General features: G+C 69.3%; 14 protein-coding genes and 1 riboswitch. Of the genes, 5 read left to right on the forward strand and 9 right to left on the reverse strand.

The features are described 5' to 3' along the window. Positions 1-42: 42 nt before the first annotated feature. The 7 genes from K7G19_RS18340 to K7G19_RS18370 form a co-directional block, all read right to left on the reverse strand. The gene (locus K7G19_RS18340; protein WP_226108467.1) at positions 43-780 is read right to left on the reverse strand and encodes a histidine phosphatase family protein; all 738 of its coding nucleotides are present in this window, start codon (positions 778-780) and stop codon (positions 43-45) included. Then, on the reverse strand, positions 765-1,589 hold the full coding sequence (locus K7G19_RS18345; protein ID WP_149317989.1) for an adenosylcobinamide-GDP ribazoletransferase: 825 nt from the start codon (positions 1,587-1,589) through the stop codon (positions 765-767). The genes K7G19_RS18340 and K7G19_RS18345 overlap by 16 nt, the downstream gene beginning before the upstream one ends. A 38-nt stretch (positions 1,590-1,627) precedes the next feature. Further along, the gene (gene cobT / locus K7G19_RS18350; RefSeq protein WP_226108469.1) at positions 1,628-2,773 is read right to left on the reverse strand and encodes a nicotinate-nucleotide--dimethylbenzimidazole phosphoribosyltransferase; all 1,146 of its coding nucleotides are present in this window, start codon (positions 2,771-2,773) and stop codon (positions 1,628-1,630) included. 3 nt (positions 2,774-2,776) lie between these two features. Beyond that, the gene (cobO, locus tag K7G19_RS18355; RefSeq protein WP_226108470.1) at positions 2,777-3,469 is read right to left on the reverse strand and encodes a cob(I)yrinic acid a,c-diamide adenosyltransferase; all 693 of its coding nucleotides are present in this window, start codon (positions 3,467-3,469) and stop codon (positions 2,777-2,779) included. Positions 3,470-3,500: 31 nt separating this feature from the next. Continuing rightward, positions 3,501-4,325 (reverse strand): ABC transporter ATP-binding protein, encoded by an 825-nt coding sequence (locus tag K7G19_RS18360; RefSeq protein ID WP_226108472.1) that lies wholly within the window; start codon positions 4,323-4,325, stop codon positions 3,501-3,503. 10 nt (positions 4,326-4,335) lie between these two features. Continuing rightward, positions 4,336-5,361, reverse strand: a complete 1,026-nt coding sequence (locus K7G19_RS18365) for an iron ABC transporter permease (RefSeq protein ID WP_226108642.1) — start codon at positions 5,359-5,361, stop codon at positions 4,336-4,338. Between the two features lie 87 nt (positions 5,362-5,448). Beyond that, on the reverse strand, positions 5,449-7,458 hold the full coding sequence (locus tag K7G19_RS18370; protein ID WP_226108474.1) for a TonB-dependent receptor domain-containing protein: 2,010 nt from the start codon (positions 7,456-7,458) through the stop codon (positions 5,449-5,451). Positions 7,459-7,537: 79 nt separating this feature from the next. After that, a riboswitch (cobalamin riboswitch) is annotated at positions 7,538-7,821 on the reverse strand. A 210-nt stretch (positions 7,822-8,031) separates the two neighbouring features. Between K7G19_RS18370 and K7G19_RS18375 the strand changes: the two genes are divergently transcribed. The 5 genes from K7G19_RS18375 to K7G19_RS18395 all read left to right on the forward strand — a co-directional run bounded on the left by K7G19_RS18375 (position 8,032) and on the right by K7G19_RS18395 (position 12,023). Beyond that, complete coding sequence (locus K7G19_RS18375) at positions 8,032-8,367, forward strand: hypothetical protein (protein WP_006577387.1); 336 nt, start codon at positions 8,032-8,034, stop codon at positions 8,365-8,367. Beyond that, positions 8,364-8,756 (forward strand): cell division protein ZapA, encoded by a 393-nt coding sequence (locus K7G19_RS18380; RefSeq protein ID WP_149317703.1) that lies wholly within the window; start codon positions 8,364-8,366, stop codon positions 8,754-8,756. The genes K7G19_RS18375 and K7G19_RS18380 overlap by 4 nt, the downstream gene beginning before the upstream one ends. Positions 8,757-9,768: 1,012 nt before the next feature. Further along, a complete protein-coding gene (locus K7G19_RS18385; protein WP_226108477.1) occupies positions 9,769-10,215 on the forward strand; it encodes an EVE domain-containing protein in 447 nt (148 codons plus the stop codon). Positions 10,216-10,295: 80 nt separating this feature from the next. Next, the gene (locus tag K7G19_RS18390; RefSeq protein WP_149317700.1) at positions 10,296-11,108 is read left to right on the forward strand and encodes a sulfite exporter TauE/SafE family protein; all 813 of its coding nucleotides are present in this window, start codon (positions 10,296-10,298) and stop codon (positions 11,106-11,108) included. Positions 11,109-11,315: 207 nt separating this feature from the next. After that, positions 11,316-12,023, forward strand: a complete 708-nt coding sequence (locus K7G19_RS18395; protein ID WP_149317699.1) for an SIMPL domain-containing protein — start codon at positions 11,316-11,318, stop codon at positions 12,021-12,023. A 171-nt stretch (positions 12,024-12,194) separates the two neighbouring features. On the opposite strand, the gene K7G19_RS18400 is transcribed toward K7G19_RS18395, so the two are convergent. Both K7G19_RS18400 and K7G19_RS18405 read right to left on the reverse strand, forming a co-directional pair. Then, entirely contained in the window at positions 12,195-13,745 is a 1,551-nt protein-coding gene (locus K7G19_RS18400) for a malonyl-CoA synthase (RefSeq protein WP_226108479.1), read from the reverse strand. A 60-nt stretch (positions 13,746-13,805) separates the two neighbouring features. Continuing rightward, on the reverse strand, positions 13,806-14,597 hold the full coding sequence (locus K7G19_RS18405) for an enoyl-CoA hydratase-related protein (RefSeq protein ID WP_226108481.1): 792 nt from the start codon (positions 14,595-14,597) through the stop codon (positions 13,806-13,808). Positions 14,598-14,604: the final 7 nt, after the last annotated feature.

Genomic DNA, 14,604 nt, shown 5'->3' on the forward strand with positions numbered 1-14,604 from the left:
GTGCCCTTTGCGTCGACGTGTGCGTAGGGCTGGCGTCGGCCCTCAGCCAACCGTACGGTTCCACCACAACAGGCGCCCCGGCCGCGCCTCGCCCGGATCGAGCCGGAAGCCGCAGCTGGCGCCCCAGCCCAGTTGCCAGTCGAGCGTGACCGACAGCGGCAGACCCAGCCAATGCGCGGCAAGCATCCGCATCGGCCCGGCGTGGCCGACCACCCACAGGCATGATTCAGGCTCGGGCTCGGACGCGGGCTCGGGCTCGGGCTCGGACGCGGGCTCGGGCTCGGGCTCGGGCTCGGGCTCGGGCTCGGACACGGACACGGACGCGAGCACGGAAGGAGACGCTTGCAGCGAATCCGCCCACCCGGCCACGCGGGCGTAGGCCCTGCGCGCCGATTCGCCGCCATGCGGGCAGGCATCCATCAGGTCTGCCGCCCACTGATCGAGCCTCTCCCGCGGCACCGCATCCCAGCGCTGCCCTTCCCAGGCGCCGAAGTCGAGTTCGTGCAGCCGGGCATCGCTGTCGATCGTCAGCGCCGTTCCACCGGCTTGCGTCATGAACGCCTGTGCGATGCGCTGCGCGGTAGCGCGAGCGCGCTGCGCGGGGCTGCAGAGGATCCGCGCCGGTGGCGGCACACCGTTGGCGCGAGCCGCCACCGATGCGGCGTTCACGATCGCATCGGCCGGCGGCGACATCGGCTCGACCAGCGGCAGATCCAGCCGCCCATAGCAGACCCCATCGTCAACCGCGGGATGCGCGTGCCGGATCAGGACCAGATCCATGCCGCCGCCAGCAGATAGATCAGCAGTTCGCCGAGCTGCTGCGCCATGCCGAGACAGTCGCCGGTATAGCCGCCGATGCGGCGCACGAAATAGCGCCCAAGAACCAGCCGCAGCAGCGCCAGCGCGGCGATAGCCGCGACACCGAAGCCGGGCGCGACGGCCAGCAGCGGCAGCGCGCCGCAGGCGAGCACCAGCGCCAGGCCGCGCGGCGACAGCCGCTGCGCGACCGGCTTGGCCTTGCCCTCGGGACGCACGTAGTCGAGCGTCGCCAGATAGCTGACCGCCATCGCACGGCTGGCGGCATGCGCGGCCACCAGCACCAGCAGCAATTCGCGCAGCCCGCCGCGCTGGCCGAGCGCCAGCAGCAGTTGCCATTTCAGCAGCAGGGCCAGCACCAGCGCCAGCGCACCGAAGGTACCGATGCGCGAGTCGTGCATGATGCGCAGCACGTCCTCGCGCCGGTAGCCGCCGCCGAAGGCATCGACGCAGTCGGCCAGGCCGTCCTCGTGGAAGGCCCCGGTCAGCAGCAGCGTGGCGCCGATGCCGATCAGCACCGCGACCGCGGGCGGCCACAGCAGCCACGCGGCCAGCGTCGCCAGCGCGCCAATGGCGCCGACCATCAGGCCGACCAGCGGGAAATAGCGGGCGGCGGCATGCAGGTAGTGCGGGGCGAAGCCGACCCAGGCCGGCACCGGCACGCGGGTGAAATAGCCGACCGCGGTCAGCAGGTAGCGCAGCTCGTCGCAGGCGCGTTGCAGCAGGGGGTGGGCCGGCCGCCGCGGCGGCGCGGGCGTGGGCTCGGTCGGCATCGTCGTCATGGGCGGATGGCGGAGAGGATGGCGCGAGTCTATCGCGCGGACGCGTCGGCGCCGTCGTTCGCGTCCGCGGTCGCGCTCGCCGTGCTGACACCCGCCGCGCCGAAGGTCGCCATCTCGCGCAGGAAGGCCACCGCCGATACCACCAGCGGATACGCCAGCGCGGCGCCGCTACCCTCGCCCAGCCGCAGGTCCAGCGCCAGCAGCGGCCGCGCGCCGAAGTGCTCGAGCAGCGGGCGATGGCCCTGCTCGTGCGAGCAGTGCGAAAACACGCAGTACGGCAACACCTTGGGATCGAGGCGGCTGGCAACCAGCAGCGCCGCCGACGCGATGAAGCCGTCGACGAGGATCACCATGCGCTGCGACGCCGCGGCGAGGAAGGCGCCCGCCATCATCGCGATCTCGAAGCCGCCCAGGGCGGCCAGAGCATCGAGTGGTTCCACCGCATCGGCATGCCGCGCGAGCGCGCGCTCGAGCAGCGCCAGCTTGCGCGCGAGCCCGGCATCGTCCAGGCCGGTGCCGCGCCCGACGCAGGCGGCGATCGGCAGGCCGGTCAGCCGGCTGACCAGACAGGCGGCGGCCGAGGTATTGCCGATGCCCATCTCGCCAAAGCCGATCACATTGGTGCCCTGCGCGGCATGGTGCATCACGCGCGCGACGCCCGCCGCCAGCGCGGCCTCGGCCTGCTCGCGCCGCATCGCCGGTTCGTCGACGAAGTTGCGCGTGCCCGCATCGATGCGGCAGTCCACCAGACCCTGTGCCACGCCCGGCGGCACGCGCACGCCGGCATCGACCACCTCGAGCGCCATGCCGTGCTGGCGCGCGAACACATTGATCGCCGCGCCGCCGGCGGCAAAATTGCGGACCATCTGCACGGTGACGTCGGCCGGATAGGCGCTGACGCCGGCATCGGCGATGCCATGGTCGGCGGCAAACACGATCATCGCCGGGCGCCGCAGTTCGGGACGTGCGCTGCGCTGGATCAGCCCGATCTGCAGGGCCAGCGATTCCAGCCGGCCGAGCGCGCCGAGCGGCTTGGTCTTGTCGTCGATGGCCGCCTGCAGCGTCGGACGCAGCGCCTCGTCCAGCGGTGCGATCGTAGGGAGCGCGAAGTGCGAATCGGTGTTCAAGGCGGTGTTCGATGCGGTGTTCGGCACGGTGTTGGATACGGACGTCATGGCTTACATCTCGATGCCGCGCTGGGCCTTGATGCCCTGCTGGAACGCATGCTTGACCGGCGTCATCTCGGTGACGGTATCGGCCGCCTCGATCAGCGCGGGCGGCGCGCCGCGGCCGGTGATCACCACATGCTGCATGGGCGGACGCGCGCGCAGATCGGCGATCACGGTATCGACGTCCAGATAGTGCAGCTTCAGCGCGATATTCAGTTCGTCGAGCAGCACCAGCCCGATCGACAGGTCGCGCAGCAGCCCGCGAGCGACCTCCCACGCGGCCTCGGCCTTGGCCACATCGCGCGCGCGGTCCTGGGTCTCCCAGGTATAGCCCTCGCCCATCACGTGGAAGCGGCATTGCTCGGGAAAACGCCGCAGGAACATCTCCTCGCCGCTGGGAAACGCGCCCTTGATGAACTGCACCACGCCGGCCTGCATGCCGTGGCCGAGCGCGCGGATCACCATGCCGAAGCCCGAGCTCGACTTGCCCTTGCCGTTGCCGGTGGCGATCACGATCACGCCGCGCTCGTCCTGCGCGGCGGCGATCTTCGCGTCAACTACCGCCTTCTTGCGGACCATGCGGGCCTTGTGGCGTTCGTCGCGGCCGTCGATGTCGTTGCGGCCATCGATCGCGTTGCCGCCGCTGCTGCCGTTGTTGTCGTTATTGCCGTGGTTCTCGTTGTCGTCGTGGTCGATTGTCATGGCGGTAAGCGGTAAGCGGCGCGGCCGTGCCTCAGGCCGGACCATTGGCGATCAACGCCGTATGCGCGCCCTGCGCGACGGCGATGATCGGCGTGCGCAGCGCGCGCGAGCAGTGGGCGGGCGTCAGAATCTCGTCGGCCGGGCCGTGCAGGCAGCTGCCGTCCTCGGCCATCAGCAGCGCGTGCGTGGCATAGCGGCGCGCCAGGTTCAGGTCATGCAGGATCAGCATCGCGGCATGGCGGCCGGCGCGCGTCAGCCGCGCGAGCGTGTCCAGCACCAGGATCTGATGGCGCAGGTCCAGATGCGCCAGCGGTTCGTCGAGCAGCAGCAGCGGCGCCTGCTGCGCCAGCACCGCGGCCAACGACACCCGTTGGCGCTCGCCGCCGGACAGCGTCAGCACGTCGCGGCCGGCCAGGCCGGACAGGTCGAGCGCTTCGAGCAGCGCGGCCACCACCGCGTCGTCGTCGCGGCCGCTCCAGCCCCATCCCGACAGATGCGGGTGGCGGCCGACGGCGACCGCGTCGTGCACGGTCATCGAGAAGGTGTCGTGAATGGCCTGCGGCAGGTAGGCGCGCTGCCTGGCCAGGACCTCGGGCCGCTGGCGCGCCAGCGTGGCCAGCGGCTCGCCGTCGAGACGGACTTCGCCGCGCTCGGCAGGGCGCAGCCCGGCGAGCACGGCCATCAGCGTCGATTTGCCGACGCCGTTGGGGCCGAGCACGCACCACAGCTCGCCCGGCCGCATGGTGAAGTCGAGCGCGTCGAACAGCGTCTTGCCGCCCGCGCGCAAGCCCAGGCCGTGCAGCGACAGCCGCGGGCAAGGCACGGTGGGGACGGTCCAGTCGGCGGCGGTCGTCATTGCGGATCCTTCATCGGGGCCGGCGCAGCAGCAGGAACAGGAAGGTCGGCACGCCGAGCAGCGCCGTGATGACGCCGACCGGCAATTGCGCCGGCGCGATCACGGTCCGCGCGATCAGGTCCGCCGCCATCAGCAGCGTGCCGCCCAGCAGCGCCGCGGCGGGCAACAGCAGGCGCTGGTCGTTGCCCCAGGCGAGCCGCACCAGATGCGGCACCACCAGCCCGACGAAGCCGATCGAGCCGGCCGTGGTGATGGCCGCCGCAATCGACAGCGAGGCCACCAGGTAGGCCGACAGGCGTACCCGGCCGACGCGCACGCCCAGCGACTGGGCCACGGTCTCGCCGAGCAGCATCACGTTCAGCGCGCGCGCCATCGGCAGCGTCAGCAGCAGCGCCAGCACCAGCGTGCCGAGCGCGAGCCCGTAGCTGGCGGTGCCGCCCAGATCGCCGGTCAGCCAGAACAGCATGCCGCGCAGCCGGCCCTCGGGCGCGATGCTCAGGATCAGCGTGATGACCGCCCCCCAGCCCGCGGCCAGGATCACGCCAGTCAGCAGCAGCCGCGAGCCCGCCTCATGATGGCCGCCCTGGACCTGGGGATGCAGCAGATCGCGCCGCGCCAGCGTGGCGACCAGCACCATCGACACCAGCGCGCCGCCGGCGGCGCCGGCCTGCACGGTCCACAGCGGCGCCAGCGCCAGCATCGCCAGCAACGCACCGGTGGCCGCGCCGCCCGACACGCCGAGCACATAGGGCTCGGCCAGCGGATTGCGCAGCAGCACCTGCATCAGCGCGCCGGACAGCGCCAGCAGTCCGCCGCAGGCGAACGCGGCCGCGGCGCGCGGCAGCCGCAGCTCGCGCACGATGGCCACGGCGGTCTGGTCGGCCGCGCCGCGATCGCCGGATGCATCGGCCAGCGCGAACAGCGCGTGCCAGACCTCGCTCGGCGACAGGCCGACGCTGCCGACCGCCAGCGACAACAGGAACACCGCCACGGCGGCACCGGCCAGCAGCGCGCACACGGCCAGCGCGCGCCGCATCTCAGCCGCGCCGCGCATCGAACTGCCTGCCGTCGTACCCGCCGACGCCGCGGTCCGCATCATGGTCCCTGGTTCCGGCGATGCCGCTTAGCGCTGGCGCCAGCCGAGCGTGATGAAGCCTGCCCGGCCCTGCGTGTTGTAGGGATAGGCCAGCTGGTAGTCCTTGTCGAACAGATTCTCGACGCGGGCGGCGATGAACCATTGCTTGTCGATGTTGTAGCGCGCGTTGAGGTTGACGATACCGTATCCGCCCAGCGTGCGCGAGCCGCTGTCCCGGCGCGACGACGACACGATCCACTGTCCGCCGAAGCGCCAGTTGCCGATATCGCGGCCCAGGTCCAGCGCCGCATGCCGGCGCGCGCGGCGCATCAGCTGCGTGCCGGTCTGCTCGTCGACCGGATTCTGCATCGTGACGCTGGCGGTCAAGTCGGTGCCGAGCAGGCGCGCGCGCCATGACGCCTCGACGCCCTCGACCTTGGCGCTGCTGACGTTCTGCGCCAGGAACATGCCATTGGGCTGCAGCGCGGACGTGATCAGGTTGTCGTATTGCGTGCGGAAGGCCGTCACGCGCAGCAGGCCGGCGCCCTTGCTGTCGTACTGCGCGCCGATCTCGACCGAGCGCGCCCGCTCCGGCTGCAGGTTCGGCTGGCCATAGTTCGGGTAGTACAGCTCGTTGAAGGTCGGCGCACGGAACGCGTTGCTCGCGTTCGCAAGCAGCTTGAACTGCTCGGTCACGTAGTAGCCGTAGCCGGCGAAATAGCTGCCCTTGTCGCCGAAGTCCGAATAGTGGTCGTTGCGCAGGTTCAGCTGCAGCTGGTGCTTGCCGATGCGGCCGTCGTAGCCGCCGAACACCGACACCACGTTGCGGCTCGGCGCGGCGTACGAGTTCGAGTCGAACTGCTGCTGCAGATATTCGGTGCCGAACATCAGCTGATGGCCCTTGGCCAGCGCGTATTCGTTCTGCCAGGTGAACTGGCGCGTGCGGGTCTTGAAGCGGCTGTCGAACACGCCGTTGAGCGTGTTGTCGCTGTCGTCCTCGCTTTGCGCGACCTTGAAGCGCGTGGTCCAGTCCGGAGCCAGCTTCCCGTTGACGAAGGCCGACAGCGTATAGAGCTCGCTGTCGCTGCGCCAGTCGTCGGTGGGCCGCCCGAAGGTGCTGTCGTAGGACAGCTTGCTCTTGCTGTAGTAGGCCGCGACGCCCGCCTCCCAGTCCGCGCTGAAGCGATGCTTGATCTGGCCCGATACGCTCTTGTTCTCGTACGGGTTGTCGTTCGGATTGGCGCGCGGCTGCAGGCGCGTGTTCACCGCGGAGAAGCCGTCGGTCTTGAAAATCGAGCCGGTCAGGTTGAACGAGGTGTCGCCGACCTGGCCGCCGTACCCCACCGTCGCGCGGCGCGTATTGTCGCTGCCGTATTCGACCTGGGCGTTGGCCGCGGGCGGCTTGCCGGCGCCGCTCTTGGTGAAGATCTGCACCACGCCGCCGATCGCGTCGGAGCCGTACAGCGCCGAGACGTTGCCGCGCACCACCTCGATCCGGTCGATCTCGTCGGGCAGGATGTTGGCCAGTTGCGCGGTGCCGCTGCTGGCCGAGGCGATGCGCACGCCGTCGATCAGGATCAGCGTCTGGTTCGAATTGGCGCCCCGCATGAACAGCGTCGTGTTGGCGCCCATGCCGCCGGTGGCGGCCAGTTCCAGGCCGGCCTGCGTGCGCAGCAGCGAACGCAGGTCGGGCGCCTGGCTGTTGGCGATCTCCTGCTGCGTGATCACGGTGGTATGGGGCAGCGCCTCGTCCAGCGGCTGCGCGGTGCGCGTGGCGCTGACGACGACCGGCGCCAGCGTGGTGTCCGCCGACGGCGCGGGCTGCTGCGCCAGCGCGGGCCATGCGCACAGCGTGGCGGCGGACAACAGCGCGGCCTGCGCGGGCGAGCCGGGGGCGGCGCGCGCAATATCGCCGGCAAGATTGCGGACAATATCGGCGGCAGGACGGCGGGCAATATCCCCGACAAGACGGCGGACGATGGCATGGGCGCGGACGCGCGCAGCGGGGCGCGGGACTGGCAGTGCCAGGCGACGCGACCTCGAAGACGATGAAAGCATGGTGCTCGAGCGGAAGTGATAGCCTGGCCCGTTCCCCCGCGGACCGTCTGGCGGTGAGGCTGCGCGAGCGCGATGGCGACCGGCATGCCCGCATCCAGGCCGGTATCCGGGCTGGCGATCGGCACCGCCCGCCTTCCCGGACCATCGGTCCAGTGGCATGTGGGGCGGTGAGGCGAAGCCGGCGGGCGTGGAGCCGATCGTGCCGATCGGCTCGGGGCGCGGCGGCGATCGCAATCGCTTACCGTTGCGGGGGCAGCACAGGTTGGCCCGGCATCGCGCGGCGGCGTGGCGGACTCCCTGTTTCCCGTTTAACTGCAATCCGATGGGGACCGGATCGCGAGCACCTGAAAACGCGCGTGAGTGTAGGCAGTTTGGCGGCCCCCGTCAAATTGGCGGCGCCCTCGGCCCATTGCCCTGCAGCGTGCCCCTGGGGTGCGCTCATTGAGGCCATTGGCCGACGATCGATGCAACTTCGAGGGGAATGCACGGTCACAATCGCTTCCCGCAGTGATGACGCGGACCATGCATCGGCTAGAATCCCGTTACCTGACACCCTGAGAACACGACAGGCCCATGCTGACCGAACTCGAACAACTGGCCGCCAAGATCGGCCGCGTGCTGCACCACGCGGACACGCTGGCGGCAGAAAACCAGCGGCTGCGCGAGGAGATCGAACGCCTGCAGGCGGAGGCCGCGCAGCTGCGCAGCGATCGCGAGGCGATGGCCGCCGATCGCGAACTGCTGAACATCAAGATCGAGGAAGCGCAATTGCGCATCCAGTCGATCCTGGACAAGCTGCCCACGGCCACCGATGCGCGCCAGCTGGATCTGCTCGAGGAAGGGGAGCTTCCCGCCGAGCGCATCCAGGGCGAGCCGCGCGGCGCCCAGCCTTCCGGAGAACACGCATGAGCGGCAACAAGCAAGTCGAAGTCCATATCGCGGGGCAGCCCTACCGCTTCGCGATCGCCCCCGAGAACGAGGCCGCGCTGCTCGAAGCGGTGGCCCTGGTCGACGACCAGATGACGCGCATCAAGTCCGGCGCCTCGACCAAGGGCGTCGAACGGGTCGCGGTGATGGCCGCGATCAGCATCGCCTCGGATCTGCTCGCGCTCAAGCGCAAGCAGCAGGAGGACGGCGCGATTCCGGTGGACGCCGTGCGCGCTCGCATCCGCGAGCTGAACGAGCGCGCCGACGAGGCGCTGCGCCAGTACGCGCATGTCGGCACCAGCATGGGCGGCGGCAGTGTGGGCCATACCCATACCGGCCCTGCCCATACCGTTTCGCCGGCGCAATCCTGACCCCTTGAATTGCACGCAGGGGCCCGCATATGGGCCCTTGTGCAAGGCCCTTCACCATAGCGATATAGGGCAAATGGACCGGATATGAAGGGCATGTGAAGACCGTGCCGCGGCTGCCACGCAAAATGTAACGACAAGCCAAGACGCGCTTGGTATGCGAGAAAGCCCGGTGTATAGTGGAGCCACTGCACGGGGGTACCAAGGTGCAGAAACATGGTCGGGTTATCGCGCCCGGCCGCCGTTTTCCTCCCATCCCAGTTTGAAACGGCAAACGTCTGACCTCCCCCGGACTTCGATGTCCGGGCCCAATTGGATAGTCAGACGTTTGACAGTTTCCCTGCCTGGTTCGCGAAGGTCATAAACTCCTTGAACCGATATGCATTGCATGGTGCGGGATGATGCCGTGTGGGCGAGCGCGTCACAGTGTTCATAGCGTAGGTCTCGAACCTGGGCTCCCTGAATAGGTGATGTACCCGAAATACGGCTTCCGCAGCCACACTGAACCTCACTTGGGTTCAGGATGCCGACCCAACGGCCGAGGCGGGGACCCTACAGCAAGAGGCGATGGTCTTTGGACCATCGCCTCTTTTTTTGCCGGCGTTTTTGCCCGCGTTTTCCCCCCGCATTTCCCCCGCATTTCCCCCGCATTTCCCCCCATTTCTGCCGCGCAGCCGCAGAGCTCCGTTGCCGGCGCAGTCCCCTGCCCTGTTGCGCGCGTTTATGCCTACGATGCCAATGCGGGCGACGAAGGCGCTTTCACGGTATGCTTGCCGCGTCGCGCCGCCGCTGCAAGGCCCTTGCCGCGTCTTCGCGATGCCGTTCCGACCATCCACGACGTGCGAGCATGAGTCCCTCCGACAAGAAGGCGGCCACCGAGTCCGCCGCAAAATCGGCTGCAAAATCGGCTGCTGAATCGGCTGCCAAATCGGCTTCCAAATCGGCCCCAAGGTCCGCAACGAAGGCCGCCGACAAGCCGGCCGCGGGTGCGTCCCGCGCGCGCCAGTACTGGCTGATGAAGTCCGAGCCCGACGAGGCCAGCATCGATACGCTGGCCGAGCAGGGACGGCTGCCCTGGACCGGCGTGCGCAACTACCAGGCGCGCAATTTCATGCGCGACGCGATGCGCATCGGCGACGGCGTGCTGTTCTACCACTCGTCGTGCCCGCAGCCCGGCATCGCGGGATTGGCCGAGGTCTGCTCGACGCCCTACCCCGATCCCACCCAGTTCGATCCCCACAGCAAGTACCACGACCCGGCCTCGAAGCCGGAGCATCCCCGCTGGGAGCTGGTCGACGTCAAGTTCGTCGACAAGTGCGAGCTGATCTCGCTGGCGCAATTGCGCGAGCATGAAGAGCTGGCCGACATGATCGTGCTGCGCCGGGGCAACCGGCTGTCGATCACGCCGGTCACGCCGCAGGAATGGCAGTTCATCACCACGCGGCTGATGGGACGCCGCTGAACCGCGTGCGATGCGCGTGGGCGGTACATCCACCGCCCGCGAGATAACCATAACGAAAAACATCACGAAGCGATCCACGCATGACTCTCTCCCTGATTCCTGCGCTGCTGCTGCTCGGCGCGTTCACCGGCTTCTGCGCCGGCCTGCTCGGCGTCGGCGGCGGCATGATGATGGTGCCGTTCCTGACGCTGACCTTCAGCTGGCTGGCCTTTCCCGAAGAAGCGATCGTCCACATGGCGATCGCCACCTCGATGTCCACCATCCTGTTCACCTCGCTGTCGTCGGTGCGCGCCCACCACAAGCAGGGCGCGGTGCGCTGGAAGATCGTATTGGCGCTGGCGCCAGGCATCCTGCTGGGCGGCATGATCGGCGGCGGCAAGGTGTTCGCCGCGCTGAAGACCGGCTGGCTGTCGCTGCTGTTTGCGTTGTTCGTCGGCTTCTCGGCCTCGCAGATGCTGCGCAATCGCAAGCCGTCGGCGACCCGGCAGCTCCCTGGCTTCCCCGGCATGTTCGGCGCGGGTTCGGCAATCGGCTTCCTGTCCAGCCTGGTCGGCGCCGGCGGCGGCTTTGTCTCGGTGCCGTTCATGACCTGGTGCAACGTGCCGATCCACCACGCGGTGGCCACGTCGGCCGCGCTGGGCTTCCCGATCGCCGCGGCCAGCGTGATCGGCTATGTCTGGAGCGGCTACCAGATGACCGGCCTGCCGGCCGGTTCGCTCGGCTATGTCTATCTGCCCGCGCTGGCCGTGATCGCGATCGCCAGCGTGCTGACCGCGCCGCTGGGCGCGCGCACCGCGCACCGGATGGAGGTGCGCAAGCTCAAGCGCATCTTCGCCGGCATGCTGTTCTGCCTGGCCACCTACATGCTGTGGAAGGCCTGGCAGACGTTCTGAGCAAGCTGGCCAGGGCGTGAGGTCCGCGCCGGTCCGCGCCAGTCCGCGTCGGTCCGCGTTGGCCCGTGTCGGCCACGTCCGCCCGTGTCGGCCCCGCGTCGGCCCGCGTCGGCCCGGTAATACGCCGATACAAGCGCCCGGCTACGCAAGGGAACCCGGCGCTGCCAGTGACCGTCTGATCACCATCACATTGTCATGGAGAACTCGATGAAGCAATTGCTCGCCGCTACCCTGCTCGGTACCACCGCACTGGCCGCCTCCGCACAGGGCGGACCGACGCCGCCCGAGGGATGGCAGCCGCCCGCGGGCGTGCTGTCGCTGTCGGCCGAGGCCGCGGCGGAAGTGCCGACCGACGTGGTGCGCGTGACGCTGGCCGCGGAGCAGGAAGGCGCCGAGCCGGCCGCTATCTCGTCGGCGCTGTCGGCCAAGGCGCAGCAGGTGATCGCGCGCGCCAAGCGCGAATCCGGCATCCAGGCGGAATCGGGCGGCTTCACGATCTATCCGAGCACCGACCGCAACGGCCGCATCAGCACCTGGCGCGGACGCGCCGAGGTCATCCTGCAGTCGCGCGATTTCAGCGCGGCCTCGAAGCTCGCCGGCGAGCTGGCCAGCCAGATGCAGGTGCAGAACATCAGCTTCTCGCTGTCGCGCGAGGCGCGACTCGCGGCCGAGAGCAAGCTGACCGAGCAGGCGGTCGCCGCGTTCCGCGACAAGGCGCAGACCACGACCAAGCTGTTCGGCTACGGCAGCTACACGATCCGCAGCGTGCAGGTCGGCGAGGCCGGCACCGTGACGCCGATGCCGCGCATGTACGCCAAGGCCGCGATGGCCGCGGAGGCGGCGCCGGTGCCGATGGAGGGCGGCAAGGCCCAGGTCACCGTGACGGTGAACGGCTCGGTGCAGATGCTGAAGTAAGGCGCGGCAGGCCCTGCGCTGCCTGATGCGTACTCCCTCTCCCCTGTGAGGGGAGAGGGTCGGGGAGAGGGAGGTGGTTTCAAACGGCGCGCGGCGCAACGACCAGCGCGTGCCCTCCCCCCGCTCCTCTCCCACGCGCGGGAGAGGGGCGCCAGACTCCCCCAGACCCAATCACCCGCTGAACCGCTCCCGCAGCAGGTTCTTCTGCACCTTGCCCATCGTATTGCGCGGCAATTCGCTGACCAGGTGAATCCGCTTGGGCACCTTGAAGTTGGCGATGCGGTGCTTCAGCGTGCCGATCATCGCCTGCTCGTTCAGCTCCGCCCCGGGCTTGCCGACCACCACGGCCACCACGGCCTCGCCGAAATCCGGATGCGGCACGCCGATCACCGCGCTCTCCTGCACCCCCGGCATCTCGTCGAGGAAGCTCTCGATCTCCTTCGGATAGACGTTGTAGCCGCCGGAGATGATCAGGTCCTTGCTGCGGCCGACGATGGTCAGGTAGTCGTCCGGCACCTTGCGCTCCCCGGACATGCCGACGATGGCGCCGCCGAAGCGTCCCATGTCGCCGGTCTTGAACCAGCCGTCCGCCGTGAATTCCTCGCGGGTCTTCTCCGGCATGCGCCAGTAGCCCTTGAACACATTGGGACCCTTGACCTCGACCGCGCCGATTTCGCCGGCGGGGCAAGGCTTGCCCTCGCCATCGACCACGCGCACCGACACGCCCGGCAGCGGACGGCCCACGGTGCCGCCGATCCGTTCGCCCTCGCTGGCGTCATAGGGATTCGACACCAGCATCACCGTCTCGCTCATGCCATAGCGCTCGAGGATCGTATGGCCGGTGCGCTCGCGGAACGCCTCGAAGGTCTCCAGCAGCAGCGGCGCCGAGCCCGACACGAACAGGCGCATGCGGCGGCAGGTGTCCTCGTCGAAGCGCTGGTCCTGCAGCATCCGCACGTAGTAGGTCGGCACGCCCATCATCACGGTCGAGCGCGGCAGGAAACGCAGCACCTGCTCGATGTCGAACTTCGGCGCCCAGATCATCTTGGCGCCCGCCAGCAGCGCGCCATGCGAGGCGACGAACAGCCCGTGCACATGGAAGATCGGCAGCATGTGCAGCAGCACGTCGTCGCTGCGCCAGCCCCAGGCCTTGTGCAGCGTCTCCGCGTTCGACGACAGGTTGCGATGGGTCAGCATCGCGCCCTTGCTGCGGCCCGTGGTGCCCGAGGTATAGAGGATCGCCGCCAGATCGTCGGGCTCGCGCTGCACCGTGTCGAAGCGGTCCGGCTGCGCCGCGGCGCGCGCCAGCAGCGTGCCGCCACGGTCGTCGTCGAGCGTAAACACATGGCCGGTGCCGTGGCGGAACGCCAGCTTCGACACCCAGCCGAAATTGGCGCTGCTGCAGACCACCACGGCGGGCTCGGCATTGCCGATGAAGTAGTCGATCTCCGCTTCCTGATAGGCCGTGTTCAGCGGCAGATAGACATAGCCGGCGCGCAGCGTGGCCAGGTACAGGAACAGCGCTTCGGGCGACTTCTCGACCTGCACCGCGACGCGCGCGCCTTCCGGCAGGTCGAGCGAGGCGAGCAGGTTGGCCAGCTTGGCGGTGGCGCGATCGAGATCGTCCCAGCTGTAGTACAGGCCGTCGTGCGTCTCGATGCAGCAGGCCTCGCGCTTGGCGGGGAAGCGGGATTCGAACAGGGCGAACAGATTGGCGTTCATGCGATCAGCGGATAAAAGCTTGGAGGGATAAGAAGAAAACGGGGAACGGCAGCGACGGCGCTAGGCGCCCTCCTGTCCGTCGAAACGGGGCGGCCGGCGCGCCAGGAAGGCGGCGACGCCCTCGGCATGGTCGCGGCTCGCCGCGTAAGAGAAATGGGCATCGAGCTCGCTCGCCGACAGCGGCGCGGGCTGCGGCGACAGGCGCGCGATGGTGGCCTTGTTGATGCGCGCGGCCAGCGGTGCGCCGGCGGCGATGCGGCGGGCGGTGGCCATCGCCTCGGCGGCGACGTCGCCGCGCGGCACCACGCGCGTCAGCAAGCCCTTGGCCTGCGCCTCGGCGGCATCGAACACGCGGCCTTCCAGCAGGATTTCCAGCGTCGCCGCGCGCCCGGCCAGTGCCAGCAGGCCCCGCAACTCGCCGGGCGCCATCGGGAAACCCAGCTTGTTGATCGGCACACCGAAGCGGCTGTCCGTTCCCGCGATGCGCAGATCGCAATGGCAGGCGATCTCCAGCCCGCCGCCGACGCAGACGCCCTCGATGCAGGCCACGGTCGGATGCAGGCAGCCCGCGATCGCGGCCAGCGCCGGCGCCAGCAGGTCGACGTGGTAGGCGCGCACCGAAGCGGGATCGCCGCGCAGCCGCGGAAACTCCGCGATATCGGCGCCGGCGGCGAAGTTGCCGTCGGCGCCGCGCAGCACCACGCAGCGCAGCGTGCGGTCGGCCGACAGGCGCGCAAAGCCATCCGTCAGCGCGCGCCACATCGCTTCCGAGATCGCGTTGAGCTTGCCCGGATTCGACAGCGTGACCAGCGCGATGTCGCCATCGCGCTCGAAACTGACCGCACCGCTCACAGTACCC

Origin of the sequence: Cupriavidus sp. DB3 (assembly GCF_020418465.1) — a bacterium.
GTDB lineage: Bacteria > Pseudomonadota > Gammaproteobacteria > Burkholderiales > Burkholderiaceae > Cupriavidus > Cupriavidus cauae.